This is a genomic window from Nocardia sp. NPDC024068, from assembly GCF_040638875.1.
In the GTDB taxonomy this organism is placed as follows: Bacteria; Actinomycetota; Actinomycetes; order Mycobacteriales; family Mycobacteriaceae; genus Nocardia.
This window is the reverse complement of the sequence record NZ_JBEZYU010000001.1, coordinates 409,550-433,164: the sequence shown is the minus strand read 5'-3', so window position 1 is coordinate 433,164 and position 23,615 is coordinate 409,550. Positions and strand designations below refer to the sequence as shown.

At 67.2% G+C, this 23,615-nt stretch carries 23 protein-coding genes and 1 tRNA gene; 20 read left to right on the top strand and 4 right to left on the bottom strand.

The window, feature by feature from the left end; all coding sequences use genetic code 11:
* Positions 1-29 precede the first annotated feature (29 nt).
* The 8 genes from AB0F41_RS01845 to AB0F41_RS01810 all read left to right on the top strand — a co-directional run bounded on the left by AB0F41_RS01845 (position 30) and on the right by AB0F41_RS01810 (position 6,598).
* The gene (locus AB0F41_RS01845; protein ID WP_357420771.1) at positions 30-1,172 is read left to right on the top strand and encodes an ABC transporter substrate-binding protein; all 1,143 of its coding nucleotides are present in this window, start codon (positions 30-32) and stop codon (positions 1,170-1,172) included.
* Positions 1,153-2,241, top strand: a complete 1,089-nt coding sequence (locus AB0F41_RS01840; protein ID WP_357420770.1) for an iron ABC transporter permease — start codon at positions 1,153-1,155, stop codon at positions 2,239-2,241. Before AB0F41_RS01845 ends, AB0F41_RS01840 begins: the two co-directional genes overlap by 20 nt.
* Positions 2,234-2,989 (top strand): ABC transporter ATP-binding protein, encoded by a 756-nt coding sequence (locus AB0F41_RS01835; protein ID WP_357420769.1) that lies wholly within the window; start codon positions 2,234-2,236, stop codon positions 2,987-2,989. The genes AB0F41_RS01840 and AB0F41_RS01835 overlap by 8 nt, the downstream gene beginning before the upstream one ends.
* Complete coding sequence (locus tag AB0F41_RS01830) at positions 2,986-3,603, top strand: hypothetical protein (protein ID WP_357420768.1); 618 nt, start codon at positions 2,986-2,988, stop codon at positions 3,601-3,603. The genes AB0F41_RS01835 and AB0F41_RS01830 overlap by 4 nt, the downstream gene beginning before the upstream one ends.
* Positions 3,600-4,250, top strand: coding sequence for a hypothetical protein (locus AB0F41_RS01825; protein WP_357420767.1), 651 nt, complete (start codon positions 3,600-3,602; stop codon positions 4,248-4,250). Before AB0F41_RS01830 ends, AB0F41_RS01825 begins: the two co-directional genes overlap by 4 nt.
* Complete coding sequence (locus tag AB0F41_RS01820) at positions 4,244-4,741, top strand: hypothetical protein (protein ID WP_357420766.1); 498 nt, start codon at positions 4,244-4,246, stop codon at positions 4,739-4,741. Before AB0F41_RS01825 ends, AB0F41_RS01820 begins: the two co-directional genes overlap by 7 nt.
* Before the next feature lie 164 nt (positions 4,742-4,905).
* Positions 4,906-5,277 (top strand): VOC family protein, encoded by a 372-nt coding sequence (locus AB0F41_RS01815; RefSeq protein ID WP_357420765.1) that lies wholly within the window; start codon positions 4,906-4,908, stop codon positions 5,275-5,277.
* Between the two features lie 19 nt (positions 5,278-5,296).
* Positions 5,297-6,598 carry a deoxyribodipyrimidine photo-lyase gene (locus AB0F41_RS01810; protein WP_357420764.1) on the top strand — a complete coding sequence of 434 codons (1,302 nt, stop codon included), beginning with the start codon at positions 5,297-5,299 and terminating at the stop codon, positions 6,596-6,598.
* Between the two features lie 146 nt (positions 6,599-6,744).
* On the opposite strand, the gene AB0F41_RS01805 is transcribed toward AB0F41_RS01810, so the two are convergent.
* On the bottom strand, positions 6,745-7,764 hold the full coding sequence (locus AB0F41_RS01805) for a DoxX family protein (RefSeq protein WP_357420763.1): 1,020 nt from the start codon (positions 7,762-7,764) through the stop codon (positions 6,745-6,747).
* A 494-nt stretch (positions 7,765-8,258) separates the two neighbouring features.
* On the opposite strand from AB0F41_RS01805, the gene AB0F41_RS01800 reads away from it, so the two are divergent.
* Positions 8,259-9,227 carry a hypothetical protein gene (locus AB0F41_RS01800; protein WP_357420762.1) on the top strand — a complete coding sequence of 323 codons (969 nt, stop codon included), beginning with the start codon at positions 8,259-8,261 and terminating at the stop codon, positions 9,225-9,227.
* A 44-nt stretch (positions 9,228-9,271) separates the two neighbouring features.
* Here AB0F41_RS01800 and AB0F41_RS01795 read toward each other — a convergent pair whose 3' ends face one another.
* Positions 9,272-10,198, bottom strand: a complete 927-nt coding sequence (locus AB0F41_RS01795; protein ID WP_357420761.1) for a D-isomer specific 2-hydroxyacid dehydrogenase family protein — start codon at positions 10,196-10,198, stop codon at positions 9,272-9,274.
* A 112-nt stretch (positions 10,199-10,310) separates the two neighbouring features.
* Positions 10,311-11,126 (bottom strand): SDR family oxidoreductase, encoded by an 816-nt coding sequence (locus AB0F41_RS01790; protein WP_357420760.1) that lies wholly within the window; start codon positions 11,124-11,126, stop codon positions 10,311-10,313.
* A gap of 167 nt (positions 11,127-11,293) precedes the next feature.
* Here AB0F41_RS01790 and AB0F41_RS01785 point away from each other — a divergent pair.
* From AB0F41_RS01785 to AB0F41_RS01775, 3 genes are all read left to right on the top strand, one after another.
* Positions 11,294-11,378 (top strand) — tRNA-Leu (locus AB0F41_RS01785).
* Positions 11,379-12,016: 638 nt separating this feature from the next.
* Positions 12,017-12,571, top strand: a complete 555-nt coding sequence (locus AB0F41_RS01780; protein ID WP_357420992.1) for a hypothetical protein — start codon at positions 12,017-12,019, stop codon at positions 12,569-12,571.
* Complete coding sequence (locus AB0F41_RS01775; protein ID WP_357420759.1) at positions 12,489-12,713, top strand: helix-turn-helix domain-containing protein; 225 nt, start codon at positions 12,489-12,491, stop codon at positions 12,711-12,713. Before AB0F41_RS01780 ends, AB0F41_RS01775 begins: the two co-directional genes overlap by 83 nt.
* 76 nt (positions 12,714-12,789) lie before the next feature.
* Here the strand turns inward: AB0F41_RS01775 and AB0F41_RS01770 are convergent, their stop codons facing one another.
* On the bottom strand, positions 12,790-14,148 hold the full coding sequence (locus AB0F41_RS01770) for a DUF1254 domain-containing protein (protein ID WP_357420758.1): 1,359 nt from the start codon (positions 14,146-14,148) through the stop codon (positions 12,790-12,792).
* Positions 14,149-14,540: 392 nt separating this feature from the next.
* On the opposite strand from AB0F41_RS01770, the gene AB0F41_RS01765 reads away from it, so the two are divergent.
* The 8 genes from AB0F41_RS01765 (at position 14,541) to AB0F41_RS01730 (ending at position 22,567) form a co-directional block, all read left to right on the top strand.
* A complete protein-coding gene (locus AB0F41_RS01765; protein ID WP_357420757.1) occupies positions 14,541-15,692 on the top strand; it encodes a TetR family transcriptional regulator in 1,152 nt (383 codons plus the stop codon).
* A 91-nt stretch (positions 15,693-15,783) separates the two neighbouring features.
* Positions 15,784-16,977, top strand: coding sequence for a lipid-transfer protein (locus AB0F41_RS01760; RefSeq protein WP_357420756.1), 1,194 nt, complete (start codon positions 15,784-15,786; stop codon positions 16,975-16,977).
* Positions 16,974-17,435 (top strand): MaoC family dehydratase N-terminal domain-containing protein, encoded by a 462-nt coding sequence (locus AB0F41_RS01755; protein ID WP_357420755.1) that lies wholly within the window; start codon positions 16,974-16,976, stop codon positions 17,433-17,435. The genes AB0F41_RS01760 and AB0F41_RS01755 overlap by 4 nt, the downstream gene beginning before the upstream one ends.
* Complete coding sequence (locus tag AB0F41_RS01750; RefSeq protein WP_357420754.1) at positions 17,435-17,845, top strand: MaoC/PaaZ C-terminal domain-containing protein; 411 nt, start codon at positions 17,435-17,437, stop codon at positions 17,843-17,845. Before AB0F41_RS01755 ends, AB0F41_RS01750 begins: the two co-directional genes overlap by 1 nt.
* Positions 17,846-17,956: 111 nt before the next feature.
* A complete protein-coding gene (locus AB0F41_RS01745; protein WP_357420753.1) occupies positions 17,957-18,784 on the top strand; it encodes an SDR family oxidoreductase in 828 nt (275 codons plus the stop codon).
* Positions 18,785-18,795: 11 nt separating this feature from the next.
* Positions 18,796-19,950 (top strand): acyl-CoA dehydrogenase family protein, encoded by a 1,155-nt coding sequence (locus AB0F41_RS01740; RefSeq protein WP_357420752.1) that lies wholly within the window; start codon positions 18,796-18,798, stop codon positions 19,948-19,950.
* A 26-nt stretch (positions 19,951-19,976) separates the two neighbouring features.
* Positions 19,977-21,506 carry an AMP-binding protein gene (locus tag AB0F41_RS01735; protein WP_357420751.1) on the top strand — a complete coding sequence of 510 codons (1,530 nt, stop codon included), beginning with the start codon at positions 19,977-19,979 and terminating at the stop codon, positions 21,504-21,506.
* Positions 21,507-21,715: 209 nt separating this feature from the next.
* Positions 21,716-22,567, top strand: coding sequence for an enoyl-CoA hydratase (locus tag AB0F41_RS01730; RefSeq protein ID WP_357420750.1), 852 nt, complete (start codon positions 21,716-21,718; stop codon positions 22,565-22,567).
* Positions 22,568-23,615: the final 1,048 nt, after the last annotated feature.

Sequence of the window (23,615 nt, the reverse complement as noted above, 5' to 3'; positions counted from 1 at the left end):
ACGGATTCACAGGCAGGACGGTACGGCGCATGACAGTGAACGCGCAGCGGGCACTACGGAAAACACGGACGGGTCCGTCCCGGCGCTGGATGGTCGCGGGCCTGATCGGCGCCTTGACACTGGCAGCGGGATGTTCCACGCGGGAAGCGCAATCCGAAACCGCGGATACCGGTTCGGCGGTGTCCTTCGTGGATCAGCGCGGGCAGACCGTCACCCTGGACGGCCCCGCCGAAAGGGTGGCCTTCGCCGTGATGCCGGCGCCGTCGATCTTCGCCGCGGTCGATCGCGGCTACGACCGGATCGTCGGCATCAACCGCTCGACCCTGGTGGCCAACCAGGGCGGCATGTTCGCGACCATGTTCCCGGAATCCGCGAATTCGGCGGTCGTCGCGGGCAACGACTTCATGCCGAATGTCGAGACGCTGCTCCAGCTCGACCCCGATGTGGTCGTCCAGTGGGGCGATCGCGGCACCGATGTCACCGCACCGATCGAATCCGCGGGTTTCCCGGTCGCCGGACTCGAATACGGCACCCAGGAAGACCTCGAAACCTGGATCACCCTGTTCGCGCAGATCGCGGGCAAACCCGAGCGCGGGCAGCACCTCGTCGACTGGCAGCGCGACGAGCAGGCGGCCATGCGTGCCGAGGTCGCGGCGCAGACGGTGCCGCGCCCGCGAGCGATGATCCTCTCGCGCACCGGCGATACCTACAGCACCACCAGCGCCCAGGGCTACGACGGATTCCAGTTCGACCTGGTCGGCGCGGAACTGGTCACCGAGGGCTTCACCTCCGATTCCGGCCAGGTGAGCCCGGAGCAGATCCTGGCCTGGAACCCGGAGGTCATCATGCTCAGCGGATTCGACGAGAGCACCCCCGCCGATATCTACGCCGACCCGCGGCTGGCCAGTGTGAGCGCGGTCCAGAACAAGCGCGTCTACAAGACGCCGCTGGGCGGTTATCGGTGGCAGGTGCCCAGTGCCGAATCGCCACTGATGTGGCAGTGGATGCACAAGATCCTCTACCCCGCGGCGCGCGACGGCGCCCTGCGCGCCGATATCCGGGCGGCATTCGATGACCTGTTTGCCTACGACATCTCCGAGGCGGAGATCGATGAGGTGCTGCGTATCGATATGAACCGGGATGCCGCGGGCTATGACCAGTTCCTCCGTTGACCGTCCGGCGGTCGCGGCGGCGCAGGATCGCGCGCCGCGCCGCCGGGGGTCCGGCCGCGCTCTCCTGACCCTGCTCGGTTTCGCCGCGTTCCTCGTGATCGTGGCGATCGGCGCCCTCGCGATCGGCCGCTACACCGTGCCGCCCAACGAGATCGTGCGCATCCTGCTCGGCCAGGTCCTCCCGCTGGAGCAGACCTGGTATCCGCAGGAACGCACCGTCGTTCTCGAAGTGCGGCTGCCGCGCGTGCTGCTCTCGATACTGCTCGGCGCGGGTCTGGCGGTCGGCGGCGCCGTGATGCAGGCGGTGTTCCGCAACCCGCTGGCCAGTGCCCAGGTGCTGGGCGTCTCCTCGGGGGCATCGTTCGGCGGGGTGCTGATCCTGCTGGCCGGGTTCGGGGGCGCGGCCCTGGTGGGCGGTGCGTTCGCGGGCGGGATCCTCGCGCTGGTGCTGGTGGTGTCCATCGCGCGGGCGGTGCCCGGCGCGCCGCTGCTGATGATCATCCTCGGCGGCACCGTGGTCGGGGCGATGTTCCAGGCCATGGTCTCGTTCATCACCTATATCGCCGACCCCTACAGCGAACTGCCCTCGATCGTGTTCTGGCTCATGGGATCACTGGCGACCGCGAGCTACACCAAGGTGGCCACCGCCGCCGTCCCCATCGTGCTGGCAGGCGTCGTGGTCCTCGCCCTACGCTGGCGGCTCAACATCCTGGCGATGGGTGACGAGGACGCCACCGCGCTCGGGGTGAACCCGCGGCGCCTGCGGAATCTGCTGCTGGTGTGCGTCGCCCTCATCACGGCCGGGTCGGTATCGGTCGCCGGTGTGGTCGGCTGGGTGGGTCTGGTGGTCCCGCATCTGGTGCGCATGATGGTCGGTACCGACAACCGGATGGTGCTGCCGGTCAGCGCCCTGCTCGGCGCCGCGTATCTCACCGTGATCGATACGCTCTCCCGGAGCCTGACCACCGCCGAGATCCCGATCGGCATCCTCACCGCCATCATCGGCGCCCCGTTCTTCGTGCTGCTGCTGATCCGCAACCGATCACGTCTGTGGGGTTCCGATGCTTGAGGCCCGGTCGCTGTCGTTCCGCTATTCGGCCAAGGGGCCGTGGATCTTTCGCGATGTCTCGGTGCGGGCCGCGGCGGGCGAGGTGCTCGCCGTGCTCGGACCGAACGCGCGCGGGAAGACCACCATGCTCAAATGCCTGGCCGGAATCCATCGTCCCGTTTCCGGGTCGGTGCAGATCGCAGGCCGGGTGGGCTATGTCCCGCAGAGCCATTCGGTGGTGTTCGCGTTCTCGGTCCTCGATATCGTGCTGATGGGCCGGGCACGGACGGTGAAGATGTACAGCACCCCCTCCGCTGCCGACCGGGCGGCCGCCCGGGAGGCGCTGCGGCGGGTGGGCGCGGCCCACCTCGCCGAACGCGAGTACACCGGGCTCAGCGGCGGGGAACGGCAACTCGTGCTCATCGCGCGGGCCCTGGTCTCCGACTGCGACACCATCGTGCTCGACGAGCCCGCCTCGGCGCTGGATCTGCGGAACCAGGCCCGGGTGCTGATCGTGCTGCGTGCCCTGGCCGACGAGGGGATGGCGGTGGTGATGACCACCCACCACCCCGACCACGCCCTGCACGTGGCGGAACGATCGATGCTGATGGTCGACGCGGACGACCAGCGCGTCGGCCCCACCCGGGAACTGCTCACCGACGCTCTGCTCTCCCGGATGTACGGCGTGCCGATCGTCACCGCGGAGGTGGAAACCCCCAGCGCGGTACGCCGGCTCACCGTCCCCGATTTCGGGCGGGGTATCGCGTGACCGTGCTGAAAGCGGTGATGGCGCCCCGCGACGGGACTCCGGCCGGCGGTTTCCACGAGGTCGATGTCTACGACCTGCCGAAGGCGTGCGCCGCGGATACCACCGGCATCTATCTCACCGGCGACGTGGACCAGGAGTATCTCGCCGAACAGCGGCCGCTGCTGGACGCTTTCGTCACCGGAGGCGGGCGCGTCCTGGTCAACGGCCACGTCCAGCGCGTCTTCCTCCAAGGGCTGACCCGCTGGCGGAAACTCGAATTCCGGACGCCACGGGACCTGGTGCTCACCCGCGTGACCGACCACCCGGTCTGGGCGGGTACCGATCCGTTGGCATTCCTCTACAACACCGGAACACCGGGCCCGGTGCCGTTCGCAGAACTGGAACGGATCGGGGTCGCCGGGTTCTACGGCCGCGGGTACTACCTCGACCTGCCCGCCGGCGCGCGGATCGTGCACACACTCGGGCCCACCGCGGCACCCATCGACTACGACTATCCGCTGGGTGCGGGACGGGTGCTGGTGCACGGCGGCAACGATCTGCTGCAATTCGCCGGCGCCGACCGCGGCACCGCGCGGCTGGCTCCGCAGATCGTGCGCTGGCTGGAGGGCCGATGACCGGAACCGCCGATACCGCCCTCGACATCGTCTTCCTGCACGGCGGCAGCCACGCACAGCTGGCGACCCTCGCGGATCCGGCGCTCGCGCCGTACCGGCTCCGGCCGGTCCATATCCGGACCGGGACCCCCGCCGACCTCGGCACCGCGGATATCGTCGTGGTCTCCGACCGCCTGCGGCCCGATCTGCTGATCCGGTGGGCGGATTCGATCCACGAGCGCCTGCACCGGGGCGCGACCGTTCTCCTCTTCGGGGAGAATTCCGCGGGTCGATGGTTCCCCGGTAGCCGGGAACAGAGCCGCCCCACCGTGTTCTGGTGGTGGCGCACCGGCGAGGACCACCGGCTGCGACCACGTTCACCCGGACACCCCGCCTGGCAATACTTCTCCCGGCGGGCCGTGATCTGGCACTACCACGGCGTCCTGGAACCACCCGAAGGCGCGGTGAGCCTGGTCGACCTGCACACCGAAACCGGCGACCGCGACGGTTCGATTCTCTATCTCGACGAGACCACCACCGCGGGACGGCTACTGGTCACCACGATGGATCCCGTCTACCACCACGGCTCCGGATTCATGCCCGGCGCCACCCAACTGCTGTATTCGGCCCTCTACTGGGCCACTTCCGGAGGTAGGAAACCATGCTGACCGTCCACGAATCGGGTGTGCCGATCGAATTCTCGTTCGCCGATCTGATGAAATACCACGGCTCCGAATTCCCCGGCGGTGTCGCGCACGCGTACTGCGCCATGCGCCACGCCGTGACCCTGCTCGGCGACGTCGAACGCCGGGCGGTCACCGTGCGTACGGCCTTCCCCGGACCCGGCGGGCGCGATGCGGTGGAGATGGTGCTGCGGGCCGTGACCGGCGGTCGCTTCACCGTCGAGCCCGCCCTCGCCGAACCCGCCCGCGGCGCGACCCTCGCCCGCTACGTCTGGGAATTCACCCACCGCGACACCACGGTGACCCTGCGCCTGCGCGACGCCGGGTTCGTCACCGCGGAATTCATCGCGCTCGGTGCCCGCACCGACCGCACCGACGCCGACGATGCGCGGCTGCGGGTGCTGAAGCAGGAAATGACCGACAGGTTGCTGGCCGGCGCCGTCGGGCAGGTCTACGAGCAGGTGCCGACACGCTGACCGGAACTCACCGCTGCCGTGCGGGTCACCGGTCTACTGTCGAAAGGCCCTGAACACTCGGGGGACCCGGCGACGAGATCGTCCGGACCGGTCAGGTGTTTTCCTGGTTCCGGTCCGGGTACGCGATGGTCATCGTCCGGTCGTGTGGTGAAGGAGGAGCCGGCATGGCAGCCGAAGGTGTCGAAGGTTTACGGACAGTCGTCCTGGACTGTCCGGACCCGTGGAAGCTGTCCGAGTTCTATCTCGGTCTGCTCGGCGGGGAAGTGGTGCGGGAGGAGAGTGACGACACCTGGGTCGCGATGATCGATCCCCAGGGGCGCCGGATCGCGTTCCAGCTCTCGCCCGACTACCGGGCACCTCTCTTCCCGGACCCGGCGGGATCTCAGCAACTGCATCTCGACATCCTCGTCAGCGATGTGGAGATCGCCGAGCCCGCCGTTCTGGCCCTGGGAGCGACCTTCGTGCAGGCCGCCGAAGGGTTCCGGGTGTACACCGATCCGGTGGGTCACACGTTCTGCCTGGTGTGGTTCACATGAGCCGCCCGGCGCGGGCCGCATGAGCGCGGGAGCTCTTGCCCTGTTCACCCGTGATCTGCGGGTACGCGACAATCCGGTGCTCACCGCTGCGCACCGCGAGGGCGCCACAGTGCTGCCGCTGTTCGTCCTCGACGACGCGATACTGGCGGGATGCCCGCCCAATCGCGCGTATTTCCTGGTGGCGGCGCTGCGTGAACTCGACGACGAACTGCGTGAGATCGGCGGCCGGCTGGTGGTGCGGCGCGGCGATGTGGTCGAGGAGGTGGCGCGGGTCGCGGCCGAGACCTCTGCCGCGGTGGTGCATATCGCCGCCGATGTGAGCGCCTACAGCCGGGCCCGGGAGCGGCGGCTCCGGGAACGCCTGGCCGCCGACGGGCGTGAACTGCGCGTCCACCCCGCGTCGCTCACCGTGGTGGCGCCCGGCGAGATCCTCCCGTCGGACCGGGACCATTTCGCGGTTTTCACGCCCTATCACCGGCGCTGGCTCGAGGCCGACCGCCGTCCGGCGCTGCGCGCCCCCCGGGAACTGCGGTTGCCGCGTATCGCGGCCGGTTCGCTGCCCGCACCCGACGACCTCACCGCCGAGCCGCCGTCCCCGGGTCTCTCGGTCGGCGGCGAAACCACCGCCCGGAAAATGCTGCGCGACTGGCTTGCCGGCGCAGTCGCCGAATACTCCCGCACGGGTGATGATCTGGCCGCCGACGCCACCTCCCACCTCTCGCCCTATCTGCATTTCGGGTGCCTCTCACCCGGAGAACTGGTCCGCCGGGTGGACGACGGCACCGAGTTCGTCCGGCAGCTGGCATGGCGCGATTTCCATCACCAGGTGCTCGCCGCCCGCCCCGGTGCCGCCTGGCACGACTATCGCGACCGCGCGATCCGGTGGCGCACCGATGCCCAGGCGGTGACGGCCTGGACCGAGGGCCGCACCGGTTTCCCCATCGTGGACGCCGGTATGCGGCAGTTGCGGGAACAGGGCTGGATGCACAACCGGGCCCGGTTGATCACCGCGAGTTTCCTCGCGAAATCGCTGCGGGTGGATTGGCGCGTCGGGGCGCGGCATTTCCGCTACTGGCTGGTCGACGCGGATATGGCGAACAACCAGCTCAACTGGCAGTGGGTCGCGGGCACCGGTAACGACACCCGGCCGAACCGGGTGCTCAACCCGCTGCGCCAGGCCGAGCGCTACGACCCCGACGGGGCATATGTCCGGCGCTGGGTGCCCGAACTCGCCGGCATCGAGGGCCGTGCGGTGCACCGACCGTGGCGACTGGACAGCGTGGATTATCCGGCACCGATCATCGAAGTCCCCGGTATGTAGGTCCCCGTGCGCGGGGAACCCGGATCACCGAGACCTGGTACGACGACCGCGCCTGTCGATCCGTACCGGGGTCCTGGCTCGGTCAGCACGAATAACGAGCCCGGGGATATCCCGGGCTCGTTATTCGTCGGCTCCCGGAACGAGTCTCAGCGGGCCTTGTCGCGGTATGCCTTCGCCAGCTGGGCACGCTGGTCCTTGGCCGCGGCCCCCAGCTCACCGCCGCGCTGCTTCGTGTAGTCGGCGAGTTCGCTGCCGCGGTGTTTGGTGTAGTCGGCGAGTTCCGCGGCGCGGTGCTTGGCCGCCTCGGTCCATTCCGGGCCGCGGGCCTGCGCGGTTCCGGCCAGTTCACCACCCCGGTGTTTGGTGTAGTCGGCGAGTTCGCTGCCGCGGTGTTTGGTGTAGTCGGCCAGTTCCGCGGCGCGGTGCTTGGCCGCCTCGGCCCACTCCGGCCCCCGCGCCTGCGCGGTTTCGGCGAGTTCGGTCCCGCGATGCTTGGCGACGTCGGCCCATTCCGAACCCCGGTGCTTGGCCGCCTCCGCCCAGCCGGGACCGCGTGTGCGCACGGTATCGGTGAGCTCGGCGCCCTTGCTCGCCGCCGTGCCCGCCAGATCCTGGCCGCGTTCGGCGGCCGCCGCCAGCTGCCGGCGCGCGGCGTCGGCGGTGGCGCTGCGCTCGGAGCCGCCGATCGGCAGCGCGCCGCTCACACTCGACCGCGCGCGTTTGGCGGCCCGCCGCCCGCGCCAGCCCAGCGAGGGTTTCCCGGCGGTATCCGACGCCGCGATCATGAGCCCGCCCAGCAGGCTCACATCCTTCAGGAAGGCCGTCCGCTTGGCCGCCTTGCGGGCGGGGTCGGTTTCGGCCCAGAAGTTCTGTTCGGTGACCGTCGCGGGCACGACCGTGGCGGCCAGTGCCAGCGCCGCCGGGCGCGGAACCTTGCCCAGTGCCAGCAGGGTGCCGCCCGCGATCTGGACGGCGGCGGTGACCTTGACCAGAGTGTCGGGGTCGGAGGGCAGAGATCCCGCGATATTCGACGGCAGCGTGTCCTGCCCCTTCTGCACCAGGTTCGATGCCTCCTCGACCCGCGACTGCGGATGCATCAGGGTTTCGACTCCGTTCGCGATGAACGTACTCGCCAGCAGGGGGCGGGCAAGCCGACGTATCAGCATGGTGTGCATCCCTTTCCTCGGTGTAACGCATCTGTTGCAGCAGGTCACCAGGGGCAGTGACCCAGAGTACTGGCGATCTACCCCGCATTCGGCGCGGGAAACGGTCTGCCTCCGGTCGTGTCGCGCGCGGGTAACGGGATCCCGGCCGCCCACGAGGTCATGCCGCGGCTCACCATGGCCGATCTCACACGACTGTCCCGCCCGCTGGTCGCACAACCTCCGGACAGTAGAAACAGCGGAACCCCTTGACGTTTCGGGGGTACGCTCCCGGGCGCGGTCCGAGCGCATCCGAACGGATCGGCGTCGGCCCCTGTCGAACCGGAGCTCGGCTGTCTACCCTGGTCGTCAATGGCTCGGTGGCCGCCCGGGTGGGTTCGTGTAGCGGCGGCACCGATATCACTCCGTTACGGAGGCTCGCCCGATATGGCGTGCGCGCCGCTTTCCTACGCAGGCGTGAGCGCCGCGTTCATCCCTGAACTGCAAGGAGGCACGAAATGAGCTGCGTGGTCCCCGATCGAGAGGCCACCGATGCCGCTCTGGGGCTCGCGGTCCGCGCGCCCTCGGTCCACAACACCCAGCCCTGGCTGTGGCGGACCACGCCGGCCGGGATCCAGCTGTTCGCCGATACCGCTCGCCACCTCCCCGCCACCGACCCCCACCGGCGCTCGCTGGTCGTCAGCTGCGGTGCCACGTTGCACCATATGCGGGTAGCGCTGGCCGCGATGGGCTGGGCGAGCACCGTCGAATACTTCCCGGACCCCGCCGATTCGACGCATCTCGCCACGATCGTCACCACCCGGCGACCGCCCACCGACGACGATATCGAGATGGCCGGGGCCATCCTGCTGCGCCATACGGACCGCCGGCACTACATTGCCCGCCCGATCCCGGTCGGGCATATCCGCACCATGGCGTCCCGGGTGGCCGCCTGCGGCGCCGCGGTTCGTCAGGTGCCCGAGCAATTCCTGCCACGGCTGGCGATACCGATGCGCAGATCCGCCGCCCAGCATGCCACCGACCGGGCCTACCAGGACGAGATCGCCCGCTGGAGCGGTCCGGACCGCAGATACGACGGCGTACCGTCCCGCAACGCACCCGCACCCTTCCCCGCGGGGGAGATCCCGGTGCGGACCTTCGCGGAACCGGCCCTACGCGACCCGAGCGATCACCCCGACGCCGCCCAATGGCTGGTGGTCGGCACCGCCCACGACGACCGGCTCGCCCAGTTGCGCGCCGGGGAAGCGGTCAGCGCGCTGCTACTGACCGCCACCGGTCTGGGCCTGGCCACCAGCCTGCAGACCGAACCTCTCGGCCTGCCCGATTCGCGGAAGGAGATCCGCACCGGCCTGCTCCACGACTGCGCCCACCCGCAGGCCATGGTCCGGGTCGGCTGGAGCCCGCCCACTGCCGCCCCGCTCGCCGAGACACCCCGGCGGCCCGTCGCGGAAATCCTCGAAGTCTGACCGTTGCCGAGCGGTCGGCGCTGTCGGGCAAAGACCGGCCCGGTTCAGTAACCGCGCTCGGGCTCGACCAACGCCAGCAACGGCTGCCCAGCGGCGAAACGGGCCACATTCTCCGCCACATGGTCGGCGAGGAATCCGGTCAGCCCGGTCCCCGGATTGGCCAGGTGTGGTGTGATGAGCGCATTGGGCAGGGTCCAGAGCGGATGGCCCTCGGGGAGAGGCTCCGGATCCGTCACATCCAGCGCCGCCCCGCCGATCGTGCCTGCCCGCAGCGCGGCCACCAGGGCATCGGTATCGATCAGCGATCCACGGGCGATGTTCACCACCCACGCCGTCGATTTCATCGCCGCCAGCGCCCCGGCATCCACCAGCCGCGCGGTTTCCGCCGTGGCCGGCGCCGCCACCACGAAATGATCCGCGCGCGACCAGAGCTCGGCGGTCCGATCCGCGGTCACCGTCTCCGCCACACCCGGGACCGGCGTACCCGACCTGGTCACCGCCAGCACATCGGCGCCGAACGCGGTGAGCAGCGGAATCATCGCCCGCCCGATACCGCCACAGCCGATGATCGCCACCGTGGCGCCGTACAGCGTCCCCACCGCCGGATCGAACTCCGCCTTCCGCCAGGACGTCGCCCGCGCCTGCCCCGGCAGCGCCCGTACACCCGCCAGCAGCAGCAGCACCGCGTGCTCGGCCACATTCCGCGCATAGGCCCCCGCCGCCGACGTCCACACCCGCCGCTCGTCCACGATCCCCGCCGCGAACCACCGCTCGATCCCGGCGCTCGGCAACTGCACCCACCGGACCGCATCCGGCAGCCGCTCCGGAAACGTATCCGGCCCGTTGCCCCACACCACCGCTTCCGCCTGTTCGAGCGGCACCAGCACCCCACCCCCGCGTTCGATACCCCGCGCCAGGGTCGCGTCATGTGACGGGCCGAGATGGATCAGAGGCGCTGCGGTGTCGGGCACAGTTCATTCCTATCGCGAATTCGGAAACGGCGTGCGCACGCCGTGCTGTCATCGGCCGCGGACCCCGTCGTCCACGACCGCATTATCTCTTTGTCGGCCGGTGGCCGCCGGATCAGGCCGACACCGCGGCACGCGCTCCCGCAACCGCCCCACCGTCGACCAGCAGATCCACTCCGCTGATGAAACTCGCCGCCGGCCCGAGCAGGAAGGCCGCCGCGTCCGCGATATCGTCCGGAGTCCCGAGCCGCCCGGTACCCGACCGCTCCACCAGCGCCCGCATCCCCGCGCCGGATTCACCCGCCAGCTCCGCGCGCCCCATCGGCGTAGAGATGACCCCCGGGCTGATCGAATTGATCCGCGCCCCGCGTCGCCCCCACATTCCCGCCGCCGCCTGCACCCGCGCGATATTCCCGCGCTTCGCCAGCGCGTAGGCATGCCCCGGAGGCGCATCGCGGTCGAGGAACGGCAGCGACAACAGCTCCCCGGCCGGCGTCCCCGCCAGCGCCGCCACCTGATCGTCCGGCAACGGCGCCAGATGCGCCGCCATACTCGCGATCACCACCCCCGCCCCACCCTCGGCCACGACCTCCCCGAACGCGTCCAGCACCAGCGCGGTCCCCAGCAGATCGATCTCCAGCACCGCATCGGTCGCCGCCTGCGTCGGAGACACACCCGCGGTATGCGCGACCTGCGTGACCCGCCCCAGCCCCGCCGCGGTCTCGGCAAGTGCCCCCACCGACCCGGCATCGGAGACATCGACCTGCCGCCCTGTCACGTCGTGCCCTTCCCCCGTCAGCACCTCGACCACCGAATCCAGATTGGCCTTGTCGAAATCCGCGACCAGCAGCCGCCGCCCACCCCCGATACGGCGAGCGATCGCCCGCCCCATACCGCCGACCCCGATAACCACCGCCACATCGCGTCCCACCGGGCACTCCTCACCACATCGGTCACCTTGCGCAACATAATCTACCGACCGGTCGACCGGTCGAGGCCGGAACGCCGGACAGGGACCATCGGCCGATTGAATATCCGCAGGTCGACCCCGCGATTTTGCCCCGGTGGCACGATCCGATACTCTTGCTGAGCACACCGGTCCGGGTGGCGGAATGGCAGACGCGCTAGCTTGAGGTGCTAGTGCCCTTTATCGGGCGTGGGGGTTCAAGTCCCCCTCCGGACACATATTTCCCTCTTTCTACCTGCTGCTATGCGGTGTGAGCATCAATTGTTCGAACCATATGTGCAGGTCAGCGGCGTGGGGGTTCAAGTCGGGTTCAGTTGAGACAGTCCTGAGAACAAATTCGCGTGTGTGTCCTTTCGCGGCGGCCAACCCACCTCGCGGCGCTGCCGTTGCCGGAAACCTGAGTCCGCGCCCCGCATCGGGACGAGATGCGGGCGTTCTCGCTGGTTGTGGGGTATTTCGTTGGGAGGCCGGGCGAACGGCAGCATGTAGAGCGTGACCAGTGGGGTGGGGCGACGAATCGACCGCGGCATCGTCGGGATCGGGGAGCCGATGCCCGACTGTGAATCCGTGGGCTTGCGAGCTGGATACCCGGCTCGGGCGTCGGCACCCAGAGCGCCATATCGACCGGCGTGCTGGCCTGGTGTGCTCGATGCTGCGGCCGTCCACTCTGAGTGGCGTCTGCTGTCGGTTTTGGTTCGAAAGATGCTGAGCCACAAGCATTGTCCTGCAATATGTCGGGTCGGGGCGATACTGTTCAGGCATCACCTGTAGCAGGGAGGGGTGATCCTGATGCTCGTCATCGCCAACAGGCCCAATTCCGGAACCGAATCGCGTGTCTTCGGTTGTTTGAAGGGGTGGGCGGGGGAGTTCAAGCTCCTGGTATCGCGATCACCAACGCTTATGTTGCCGGTCAAGAGGTCGATCTGATCGTCGTTACCCCGTTCACCGCGATCGCGATCGAGATCAAAGGCACTGCGCCAGGGGTTCCCGGCGACGGTGTGCTGATCTGTACGTCGAACAGCCGATGGCAGGTTCCCGGCCATGTTGGTGACTCGGTCCATGTTCGCGCCAACGACACAACCCTCTACGGCCAGGCCCGCGACGGCGCGTTGAACTTGAAGCACGTGGTCAGCCGGGTGGGCAGCGCCGTGTATGTCCCGGGACTGGTGGTGGTCGTTCCTCCGCGGGGTTCGGCGATGCGGCTCGATAAGAAATCGGCGCCTGACGGCTGCAACGTGCTGCCGTGCGAGGACCATAATCCGCTGCGGGCGTGGTTCCACAGAGCCCACCGCTCCGGCGGCATCGCCTGGCCCGCGAAACAGGCCTGTGCACCACCGTCGCCGAACTGGCAGCAGAAGGATTCCCTGGCCAGGTTTGCTGTTCCCCGCAGACGATCATCCAGTCGATAACATCGACGAGGGCAACAATCCCGGAACGACTCGTAGGGAGTCCAATCCTGACGAATCGGTGTCCGCGATCGCGCGTCTGCTCGGGATCTCGCGCACCACGCTCTACAAATACCTGCCGGAGCTGACCGCTGTTGAGGAGTAGTGCTGCGGGCAGCGGCCGGGCGCAAGACGACGGAGACAGGGGTGTCCCATCAGCGGCTGGGTTCGGTCGCTGATCATTACTCGGTGAGTTCGATGTCGGGCAGGTGCCATGTCTTGTCGACAAAGGCTTTCTCCGGGCCGAAGAAACGCATCAGGATCTCGAAGGGTCGGCCCGGCGCGGTGGGGATCCAGTTGCCGCTCCCGGCGGCAGGCTCGGCCGGACCGAATGCGAGGGTGACCGAGCCGTCGGTGTTCGTCTGTAGCCCGGTGGTGTGTGAGGAGCGGCTCGACCAGGGTTGCTCACGGATCAGGGCGTGGGTGTCACGGTCGTATGCGGTCGCTGACCAGTACAAGCGAACCGGCACATGCGGCGGCACGGTCAGCCGGTAGGTGTGTGAGCCATCCAGGACGTGGCCGGTGTTGTCACGGGTGGACATGAGGTAGAACTGCCCGGCGCCCAGGTGCTTGACGCTGGAGAACGCCCACGCGTAGGCGGCGGCGCGCGCGTCGAGCGGGTAGCTATCGGGGTCTGCGTAATGCGTAGCGGTCGACTGCACCAACTGTGTCGATGCCGGTAACGCCCACTGGGTTCCGGGGAAATAGGGTTGGGCGAAGAACGCCTCGTAGAGCGCGTCGGTCCATGCTTTGGCCTGCTGGGCAGCGGAATCGAGGATCTCGCGGGTGTCGACGTCGGGTGTGAACGTCGTTCCCTTGGCGATTCCGAGCGTGCTCAGCACGTCGATCATGGCCTTGTCCCTGCTCAACCACGGTTCGTCTTGCACGAACCGGTTCAGCGAATCGAAGAAGCCGCTGTGATATGGGATGGTGGAATCGAATAATGCCCCGGCCGCGTCGTGATAGGTCGTAGGGGGAGGGTCTGCGATCGCGGAGAGTGGATAGACCATGATGCGTCGCGCATAGTCCAGCGCTGTCGCCAGATCCTGCTCTGTGCCCCCGGCCAGGTTCGAACGCAGCAGCGCGTAGCCGCCGAAAGTTTCGCTGGGCAACGCGATACAGTCCGCGGGCAAGCGATCGCCGTAGCCGGGTGGTAGGTACACGTACTTGCCACCTCGGCCTTCGTCTACCCCCGCCGGGCCCACGTCTTCCAGCGGTACCTGCCACGCATCCATGGCGGTGCCGGTGATCGATCCGCCCTCGGCCGGCGGGATCTCCAAGACCACCGGGCCGCCCGAGGTATTGATGAAGGGCATCAGATAGATCGCGTCGGGGTTCGGAGTCAGGGTCTGATTCTTCCAGTCCAGCAGCGTGGACCAGTACACGATCTGATTGTCCCGAGAACCCAGCGAGCGCGCCGCATACCGCATCAGCTCGTAGTTGACCGCGGGCATTGCCCAGATGACGGCCGCGAAGCCACGTTGTTGCACCACGTGGGACCAATGGCGTGCCAGATCCCGAGCAGAGATATCACTGACCATTTCGCGCTCCCCTACCTGGCTCGCCTGGGTTTACCGGCCGGTATTTCGACAGCGATCCCGCGCCGCTCTGGTGCGATAGTGACGGGAAGGCAGTGCGGGTTCATCACCCGACTCGGGTGAACCCAGTCCCCGGCGTACCCCCACCGTGAGCGAGATGCGCCTACCCACCCGTCACACACGCGAAGTCTTCCCGGTGTGTCCATCGGGGTGCGCCCTCTCGTGTCGTCTCCCCGGCCGAGGTCAGTACCGCACACCGCGCGTGTCGTCGACATCACCCGCCGGGGGTGAGCGTTCGATGTGTGGATCGGGCCTTCGTGTGGGGAGGGGCGTTGTTGCCTGCGTATTGTCGAGTGCTTAACCAGGGTTTACATAACACTTCGGAGAGGTGCGAGATGCCGAGTCCCCGGGTGGCGGTGCGGAGGCGGCCGAAAGACCGGAAAGCGCAGATCGTCGAGGCGGCGCGCACGCTGATTGTCGAGCGCGGGTTCCGGAATGTGTCGATGGCCGAGATCGCCGAGGAGGTGGGGATCACGGCGGGCGCTCTGTATCGGCACTTCTCGAACAAGGCCGTGCTGCTCGCCGCGGTGATCGCGTCGAGTTTCGACGATGTGACGCCCCCGTCCGACCCGGCGGAGTCGCTGGCCGCTGTGGTGGCGCAAACCTGCATGTACGTGGCGGGCCGACCGGATGTCGGGGCCCTGTGGTGGCGGGAGGCGCGGAACCTCTCCGATGAGGCGGCAGAGGATCTGCGGGCCCGCCTACATACGCTGAACCAGCGCTACGCCGATCTCGTACGGCACGAGCGTCCGTCGCTGCAGGAGTCCGGCGCCCAGAAATTGGCGTGGGGTGTGCAGTCGATCGTCGCTTCGCCGGGCTTCCATTCGTCCAGGCTGCCACTGCCGGAATTCGCGACTCTGCTGACCGAGATGTGCCTGGCGGTCTGCGCAGCGGAGGTATCCCTGCCGCGCATCGTTGCGGAGCGGCGAGCGTCCCGGTTGTCTCCGGTGTCCAGACGGGAGCATCTACTCGCCTGCGCGGTTGTCCTGTTCGATGTGAAGGGTTACGAGGCAACAGGTTTGGATGATATCGGCGCTGCGGCCGGGGTGTCGGGGCCGAACCTGTACAGCTACTTCGACAACAAAGCCGATATCTTGCAGGCCGCGCTCGACCGGGCGACCAATGCCCTGTGGTTGCTCCTGCACGGGGTACTGCGGGAGAACGACGACCCTCGGTCGGCCCTGGCCGCCCTGGTGCGAGGCTACACCCGCATGGCGGTGGAAAAAACGCTCCTGACCTCGTTGTTGCTGTCGGAACCGGTCATGCTTACCGATAACGCTCGCGCTCGCCAGCGTGAATACGTCGCGGAATGGACGGCCCTGCTGCGGGCGGCGCGTCCCGAGTTGGCGAAGACCCCGGCCCGGATCCGTGTCCACACCGCGCTCGGTCTGATCCACACCATGGCACGAATCGAACAGCTGCGGGCCGATGCTGCGCTCCTGGACGACCTGACGGCGATGGCGTCCGCAGTCTTGTTCTCGACCTGACCTGGGCTGTTGGGTCGTTTCGGGTGCCCTCTTCCCAAATAAGTAAATAGTCGTTAAGGTGACAGCCATCACCTGATCGAAGAGGATGGCAATGACCAACGATGTTCTCGTAGCCGGTGTAGGAATGGTTCCCTTCACGAAACCGGGTAAAAGTGCTAGTTACGCCGATATGGGCGAGGCTGCGGCACGTGCCGCGCTGACCGATGCCGGGCTCGAATATTCGGGCGTCCAGCAGGCCTATGTCGGATATGTATATGGCGATTCAACTTCTGGGCAGGCGGCGCTGTACGGGCTCGGTCAGAGCGGCATCCCGATCATCAATGTCAACAACAACTGCTCGACCGGCTCGTCGGCACTCTGGCTGGCCAGACAGGCGGTCGCGAGCGGTACCGTGGACTGCGCGCTCGCCCTGGGTTTCGAGCAGATGGTTCCGGGTGCGCTGGGGTCGGTGTTCACCGATCGTCCTGGTGCGATGGCGCGGCAGGAGGCGGCTCGCGACGAGCTGCAAAGCGTGGATCCGCATTCGCCCATGGCGGCGCAGTTCTTCGGCGGCGGTGGTCAGGCCTATGTCGATGAATACGGGATCGACCCGGCTGTGTTCGCGGAGATCTCGGTGAAGGCGCGTCAGCATGCCGCGAACAACCCGAACGCAGTATTCCGCGACCTCGTCACCGTCGAGGAAGTACTCGCTTCCCCGAAGATCTACGGCCCGCTCACTCGGCTGCAGTGCTGCCCGCCCACCTGTGGCGCCGCCGCAGCGGTGGTGTGCAGCCCGGAGTTCGCCGCGAAACACGGCTTGAACGCCGAGGTCGCGATCCGCGCCCAGAGCCTGACCACCGATACGCCCAGTACCTTCGAGTCCAAGGACATGCGCAAGGTCATCGGCTACGACATGGCAGTGGCCGCGGCGAACAACGTGTACGAGGCGGCCGGTATCGGTCCCGAGGACATCCGCGTGGTCGAACTGCACGACTGCTTCACCACCAACGAGTTCCTCACCTACGAATCGCTGGGCCTGACTCCCGTCGGCACGGCCGAGAAATTCATTCGCGACGGTGACAACACCTACGGCGGACGAGTAGTCACCAACCCCTCGGGTGGCCTGCTCTCCAAGGGGCATCCGCTGGGCGCGACCGGTCTGGCGCAATGCGCGGAACTGGTGTGGCAGTTGCGCGGCCGGGCCGGCGCACGCCAGGTCGAGGGTGTGGAGGTCGCTCTGCAGCACAATCTCGGACTCGGCGGCGCCTGTGTCGTCACCCTCTACCAGAAGGTGGATGCCCGATGAGTGCGGATCGTTGCGTGATCGGCCGCGAATTCCCTCCGGTGTCGCTGCTGATCGACCGCAGCCGACTGCGGAATTTCGCCGAGGCCACCGGCCAGCTCGACCCGGTCTACACCGATGTCGATGCCGCGAAACAGGCCGGGCACCGTGACCTGCCGGTGCCTCCGACCTTTCTGTTCGGTATCGAACTCGAAGCGCCGGACCCGTTCGCCTATCTCGGCGAGCTCGGTATCGACCTGCGCACCATCCTGCACGGCGAACAGCAGTTCGACTATCACCGGATGGCCTATGCCGGAGACGTATTGACCGCAGCATCCACGATCGTCGACCACTATGAGAAAAAGGGCGGTCTGCTCGAGTTCCTGGTCCGGGAAACCACTGTCACCGACCAGGACGGCGCCACTGTCGCGGCGATGCGCAACGTACTCGTCGTGCAGAACCGGCCGGGAAAGGACGCGTGATGACGTCTTTCACCCCCACCGTCGGCAGCGAATTGCCGCATCTGCGTATCGAACCCATCTCGCGCACCTCCCTTGCGCTGTTCGCGGGCGCGTCGGGTGACCACAACCCGATCCACATCGATATCGACATCGCGAAAAGTGCTGGGCTGGAAGATGTTTTCGCACACGGCATGCTGTCGATGGCCTATCTCGGCAGGCTGCTGACCGATCTGGTTCCGCAGCAGCGACTGCGCTCCTACAAGGTACGGTTCGCCTCTGTCACCCCGGTGTACGGGCAGCCCACCTGTACCGGCGCCGTCACCGCCGTCGAGGAAAAGGGCGGCGAGCGACTGGCCGCCCTCGATCTGAAGGTCGCACTCGCCGACGGCACCGTCACCCTCCTCGGCGAGGCAGTCGTCGCGCTCGACTGACCGTACCGAAACCGCCGCGGAAATACTGCCACCACCGTCTGTCCCGATTCTGGGGCCGTCGGCGGTGGCGCATGCCCGCATTTCTCTTCTCGAAAAGGAATACCGATCACCATGGGCAAGCTCGAAGGCAAGACAGCGATCGTCAGCGGATCCGGACGCGGCATCGGCCGCTCGATCGCACTCACACTCGCACGTGAAGGTGCCAATGTCGTGGTCAACGATCTCGACCCGGACCCCGCCCGCGCCGTGGTCGACGAGATCACCGCCGCCGGCGGCAATGCCGTCATCTGCGCGGGCAATGTCACCGCGGCCGATTTCGGTGAGCGGTTCGTCGGGACCGCGACCGAATCGTTCGGCGGCCTCGACATCATCGTCAACAATGCGGGCTACACCTGGGACACCGTCATCCAGAAGATGGGTGACGATCAGTGGGACGCGATCCTCGATGTGCATCTGAAGGCGCCGTTCCGGATCCTGCGCGCGGCCCAGCCGGTGATCGGCAAGGCGGCCAAGGCGGAGAAGGAAGCCGGTATCCGGGTGCACCGCAAGGTCGTCAATATCTCCTCGGTCGCCGGTCTCTACGGCAACGCCGGTCAGGTGAACTACTCGTCGGCGAAGTCGGGCATCATCGGCATGACCCGGACACTGGCCAAGGAGTGGGGCCGCTACAACGTCAACGTCAACGCTGTCGCGTTCGGGTTCATCGAAACCCGGTTGACCGAGGTCGCCGCCGATGGTGACGGAACCATCGATATCGAGGGCCGCGAGATCAAAGTAGGCGTCAATCCCCAGGTGCTGGCCGCGGCCAGGGCGATGATCCCGCTGGGCCGGCCGGGCACCCCCGATGAGGCCGCGGGCTCGGTCGTGATGCTGACCTACCCCGAATCCGACTACGTCAGCGGCCAGATCATCGTCACCGGCGGCGGCTACGAAGCATAGGAACGACAACAATGCCCTCCACCACCTACACCTCGGCATGGCGCGATGCCGACACCGCCGCGCTGGGCGATCTCGCAGATAAGTTCTTCGCGCGTGAAATCACCCCGTACCGGGAAAAATGGGAACAGCAGCACTACATCGACCGCGATCTCTGGAACAAGGCCGGGGAGCTGGGGCTGCTGTGCTGTTCCATTCCGGAGCAATACGGCGGTGGCGGCGGAACATTCGCCCACGACCTCGCCGTCATCGAAGCGCAGAGCCGCGCCCTGGACAGCGGATTCGGCAATACCGTGCACAGCGGAATCGTGGCGCACTACATCCTGGCCTACGGCACCGAAGAACAGCGCCGCCGCTGGCTGCCGAGGATGGCCGTCGGTGCGGCCGTCGCCGCGGTCGCTATGACCGAACCGGGTGCGGGGTCGGATCTGAAGAACATCAAGACCACCGCACTGCGTGACGGCGACCACTATGTGCTCAACGGCGCGAAGACCTTCATCTCCAACGGTTCACAGGCCGACCTCATCGTGGTGGTCGCGAAAACCGACCCGTCCGCCGGGGCGAAGGGCATATCACTGCTGGTCGTCGAGACCGCCGACTGCGCGGGATTCACGCGCGGCCGGATCCTGGACAAGGTGGGCCAGCCCGGCGCGGACACCTCCGAACTGTCCTTCCAGGATGTGCGAGTACCCGCCGGCAACCTTCTCGGCGGTATCGAAGGGCGTGGCTTCAGCCAGTTGATGACACAGCTGGCACAAGAGCGATTGTTGATCGGGGTCGCGGCGGTCACGATGATGGAAGCGGCCGTTGCCGAGACTGTCGCCTACACGAAGTCGCGCAATGCGTTCGGCCGGTCGATCTTCGACTTCCAGAACACCCGATTCGTCCTCGCGGAGTGCCGGACCGTGGCCCACGCTGCCCGGGTTTTCATCGACTCGTGCATCGAGCGGCATCTGGCGGGCAACCTCGACACCACGACCGCGGCGATGGCGAAGTGGTGGCTCACCGAGCAGCAATGCCAGGTGGTCGACCGGTGTGTGCAGCTGTTCGGCGGCTACGGATACATGCGCGAATACCCGATCGCCCGCATGTATGCCGACGCGCGGGTCCAGAAGATCTACGGCGGCTCCAACGAAATCATGAAAGACCTCATCGCGCGGGCGCTCTGACACGCCTTGCTGGAACGGAGATTCGAATGAGCACACCCGCGGTGATCCGATGTGGCTCACAGATTCGCACACATACCGAGATACGGGACCGCGCAGCGCGATTGGCCGCCGCGCTGGCCGAGCTGGGATTGGGATATGAGGACCGCTACGCGATCGTGATGCGCAACGAGATCGGCTTCGTCGAGGCGACCCTCGCCGGTGCCGCCCTCGGTGCGATCCCGGTTCCGGTGAACTGGCACTGGACAGGCGACGACCTCGCCTACCTCCTCACCGACAGCGACAGCAGAATCGTGCTGGCGCACACCGATCTGCTCCCCGCGGTGGAAGCGGTACTACCCCCCGGCGCCACGATCGTGGAAGCACCGGTGCCACAGACCCTGGCCGAAGCGTACGGGTTCCATCGCCCTGCGCTCACCACCCGATACGCCGATACCGACGAATTGATCGGCTCCCACGAGCCCCATACCGGCACAGTCCCGTCGCCGCCGCTGAGTGTCATCTACACCTCCGGTACGACGGGCAGGCCCAAGGGGATTCTCCGGCAACCGGTTGCGCCGCAGGACACTGCCCGGCTGGGCGAACTGGTGGTCGCCGGACTGGGCGTCGGCACCGCAAGATCGACACTGGTCGCCGCACCGCTCTATCACACGGCCCCCAATATCCACGTGATGTTCACATTCGCGATGGGGATCGACGTGGAAATCATGCCGCGATTCCACGCCGAAGGCCTGCTACGAGTCGTACAGGACAGAAAGATCGAGCACCTGCAGGCCGTACCCACGATGTTCCACCGGCTACTGAAGCTGCCCGCGCATATCAGGGAAAGCTACGACATCTCGTCGCTGACCGGGATAGTCCACGCGGCCGCGCCGTGTCCACCCGAGGTGAAACGCGCGATCATCGAGTGGTTCGGGCCCATCGTCCACGAGTACTACGGCGGATCGGAGACCGGCGCCGCCGTCCTGTGCGACAGCGCCCAATGGCTCGCACACCCCGGCACCGTCGGCCGAGCACTGGGAGACTCGGAGGTGCGGATCCTGGGTACCGACGGCCGCGAACTGCCACCCGGGACTCCGGGCGATATCTATATCAAACCGTTCTCCATCTGGCCCGACTTCACTTATCTGGGCAACGACGCCGAACGCCGGGCGATCGAAAAGGACGGCTTCCTCACCGTCGGCGACATCGGATACCTGGACGAGGAGGGCTTCCTGTATCTCAGCGACCGACGCAACGACATGGTGATCTCCGGGGGCGTCAACATCTACCCGGCGGAGATCGAATCGTGCCTGCACGGCCTCGAGGGTGTCGCCGATGTCGCGGTGTTCGGGATACCGGACCCGGAATTCGGCGAGGCATTGGCGGCGCATGTCCAGTTGGCTCCGGGAGCCACCCTGGGAGTCGAGGCCATCCGCGCGCATGTGGCACATCATCTCGCCAAGTACAAGGTCCCCAAAGTCGTCGTCCTCGAAGGCGCACTGCCACGCGAGGACACCGGCAAACTGTTCAAACGCGAACTGAAAGCCCCGTACTGGGGGTCCCGCGCCGACGCCTGACGTGGCAGTGGAACCGCGCGCCTACGGCGTCGGCTCCTCATCACGCTCGACCGGCCCGCGGAACTCGACACACCCACCAGCCAGGATCACCCCGCCGACCGCGACATTCAGCGGTCGCGAACACCGGCCGCTGCCGTAAGCACGTCCTGATTCGCCCGTGAACTGGTTCAGCGATCCCGGCTCGTCTACGAAACTCCGAGGTAACCACCATGGCCCCAACCCACATCCGTCGCGAGGACCCAGCCCCCGGGGTGGCCCGAATCGTGCTGGCCCGACCGCAGACCCGCAACGCCCAGAGCCCTGAGCTGCTCTACCAACTGGACGCCGCGTTCGCCGAGGCCACCACGGACAACCGCGTCAAAGTCATCGTTCTGGCCGCCGACGGACCCGACTTCTCCTCGGGCCACGACCTGAAGGCAGGCTTCGAACTACCGTGCGCCCCGGTCGCGACCATGCAGGCCGGACTCGGCGCCCCGGGCGCCGAGGGCCACTACGCCTTCGAATGCGAGGCCTTCCTCGGACTGTGCAAACGCTGGCGCGATATTCCGAAACCCACCATCGCCCAGGCCCAGGGCCGCACCATCGCCGGCGGTCTCATGCTGCTGTGGCCGATGGACATCATCGTCGCAGCACAGGACGCGACCTTCTCCGACCCAGTCACCGCGTTCGGCGTCAACGGTGTCGAATACTTCACCCACGCCTGGGAACTCGGCGCACGGAAGGCCAAAGAAATCCTGTACACGGGCCGAGCGCTGAGCGCCGCGGAGGCGCGAGAGGTCGGGATGGTCAACCACGTGGTCGAGGCCGCGGCGCTGGAGGAATTCACCACCGAACTGGCCGTGACCGTCGCCGGCCGCCCGGAGTTCGGACTGCGACTCGCCAAGGAGAGCGTGAACCGCAGCCTCGACGCCCAGGGGCAGTCCACCGCAATGGACTCGGCCATCGCTCTGCACAACCTCGGACACGCCAACAACCTCGCCAGGTACGGCCAAATTCTCGACCCCACCGGCGCCGAAATCATCCGGGCCGGCGCGGCGCCCCGACAGGTTCGGGACCGATGACCGGCCCGCTCGGCGGACTGCGGGTGGTCGAACTCGCCGGTGTCGGCCCCGGACCACACGCCTGCATCCCGCCGACGTGACTCGCGACGAACGCCGCACCCGCACCGACATTGCCGGTATCGCTGCCGAACACGACGCGACCGTGCGTGCACGGCACGTCGTTCGAGCCGATTCGAAGAACGCGGACAACGGCTCGAGGTAATCGCCGCTCATCAGCGGTCGGCGTGAGCTCGGGCGTATCCTCCGCGACGACGACTGGCGACCATCGCAGGGTGGGGACAGACGGTCCGCAACCCGCGACAGTTCGGTTTTCTCACCCGGCGATGATGACGGGGCGGTGGACTATCTCGTTAAAGGCTCCTCTCTGGTCGTCGAGGCTTGACACAGAGAGGAGCCCTTAAATCCGCAGTCCCCGTGACTTGTGGGCCGTTCGGCTCGTTTCCGGGGCGGTGGATTCGGAAGCCGCAGGCGATCCACCGGTACGGCACCGCGATCCCGATCGCGGCGCCACCGCCGTGGCCGGTGTGGACGGCGATGTGTTCGGACAGGGGTGTGGAGCCGGTCTCGGACGGAACCGACGATCGTCGGAGAACGATCGGCCCGTGGCACCGGGGCCACCGGAGAACGGGGTCCACCCGAAAGAGGCGTCGGCCCGCCCACCCAGGCTCAGAACGCCGTTTGCAGCTCGCGTTATCATCACGCGACGACGAGAACCTGCTGTTGGTGGAGCGCGTGGGCGTAGTGTTCGATTCCCCCTCCGGACACAACTACTCTTTCGTGTCACGCGCTCTACCTGCGGTTATGTATGCGGGTAGAGGGAAGCGTTGAGTTGGATGGAAGCAAAACTGCAGGTAGGGGCTTGTGGGGGTTCGATTCGGGCTAATCTGAGCGAATGCTGAGAAATCGGCAGGTTGGCGTAGCGAATCGCCTTCGCCGTATCGCGGTGTTCCCCAGGCTCTGGAGGATATCGGTGGAGGCACCGTCATTGGGGTATTTCCTCGCCTCCTGCCACTCCGCTCAGAAGGTGGCGTCACGCGGCACAGCGAAC

Coding starts and splice junctions, on each gene's coding strand:
- AB0F41_RS01740 (WP_357420752.1), top strand. CDS start 18,796: ATGCCCTCCACCACCTACACCTCGGCATGGCGCGATGCCGACACCGCC.
- AB0F41_RS01755 (WP_357420755.1), top strand. CDS start 16,974: ATGAGTGCGGATCGTTGCGTGATCGGCCGCGAATTCCCTCCGGTGTCG.
- AB0F41_RS01770 (WP_357420758.1), bottom strand. CDS start 14,148: ATGGTCAGTGATATCTCTGCTCGGGATCTGGCACGCCATTGGTCCCAC.
- AB0F41_RS01835 (WP_357420769.1), top strand. CDS start 2,234: ATGCTTGAGGCCCGGTCGCTGTCGTTCCGCTATTCGGCCAAGGGGCCG.
- AB0F41_RS01845 (WP_357420771.1), top strand. CDS start 30: ATGACAGTGAACGCGCAGCGGGCACTACGGAAAACACGGACGGGTCCG.
- AB0F41_RS01765 (WP_357420757.1), top strand. CDS start 14,541: ATGCCGAGTCCCCGGGTGGCGGTGCGGAGGCGGCCGAAAGACCGGAAA.
- AB0F41_RS01805 (WP_357420763.1), bottom strand. CDS start 7,764: ATGCTGATACGTCGGCTTGCCCGCCCCCTGCTGGCGAGTACGTTCATC.
- AB0F41_RS01825 (WP_357420767.1), top strand. CDS start 3,600: ATGACCGGAACCGCCGATACCGCCCTCGACATCGTCTTCCTGCACGGC.
- AB0F41_RS01815 (WP_357420765.1), top strand. CDS start 4,906: ATGGCAGCCGAAGGTGTCGAAGGTTTACGGACAGTCGTCCTGGACTGT.
- AB0F41_RS01730 (WP_357420750.1), top strand. CDS start 21,716: ATGGCCCCAACCCACATCCGTCGCGAGGACCCAGCCCCCGGGGTGGCC.
- AB0F41_RS01840 (WP_357420770.1), top strand. CDS start 1,153: ATGACCAGTTCCTCCGTTGACCGTCCGGCGGTCGCGGCGGCGCAGGAT.
- AB0F41_RS01745 (WP_357420753.1), top strand. CDS start 17,957: ATGGGCAAGCTCGAAGGCAAGACAGCGATCGTCAGCGGATCCGGACGC.
- AB0F41_RS01735 (WP_357420751.1), top strand. CDS start 19,977: ATGAGCACACCCGCGGTGATCCGATGTGGCTCACAGATTCGCACACAT.
- AB0F41_RS01760 (WP_357420756.1), top strand. CDS start 15,784: ATGACCAACGATGTTCTCGTAGCCGGTGTAGGAATGGTTCCCTTCACG.
- AB0F41_RS01800 (WP_357420762.1), top strand. CDS start 8,259: ATGAGCTGCGTGGTCCCCGATCGAGAGGCCACCGATGCCGCTCTGGGG.
- AB0F41_RS01750 (WP_357420754.1), top strand. CDS start 17,435: ATGACGTCTTTCACCCCCACCGTCGGCAGCGAATTGCCGCATCTGCGT.
- AB0F41_RS01810 (WP_357420764.1), top strand. CDS start 5,297: ATGAGCGCGGGAGCTCTTGCCCTGTTCACCCGTGATCTGCGGGTACGC.
- AB0F41_RS01820 (WP_357420766.1), top strand. CDS start 4,244: ATGCTGACCGTCCACGAATCGGGTGTGCCGATCGAATTCTCGTTCGCC.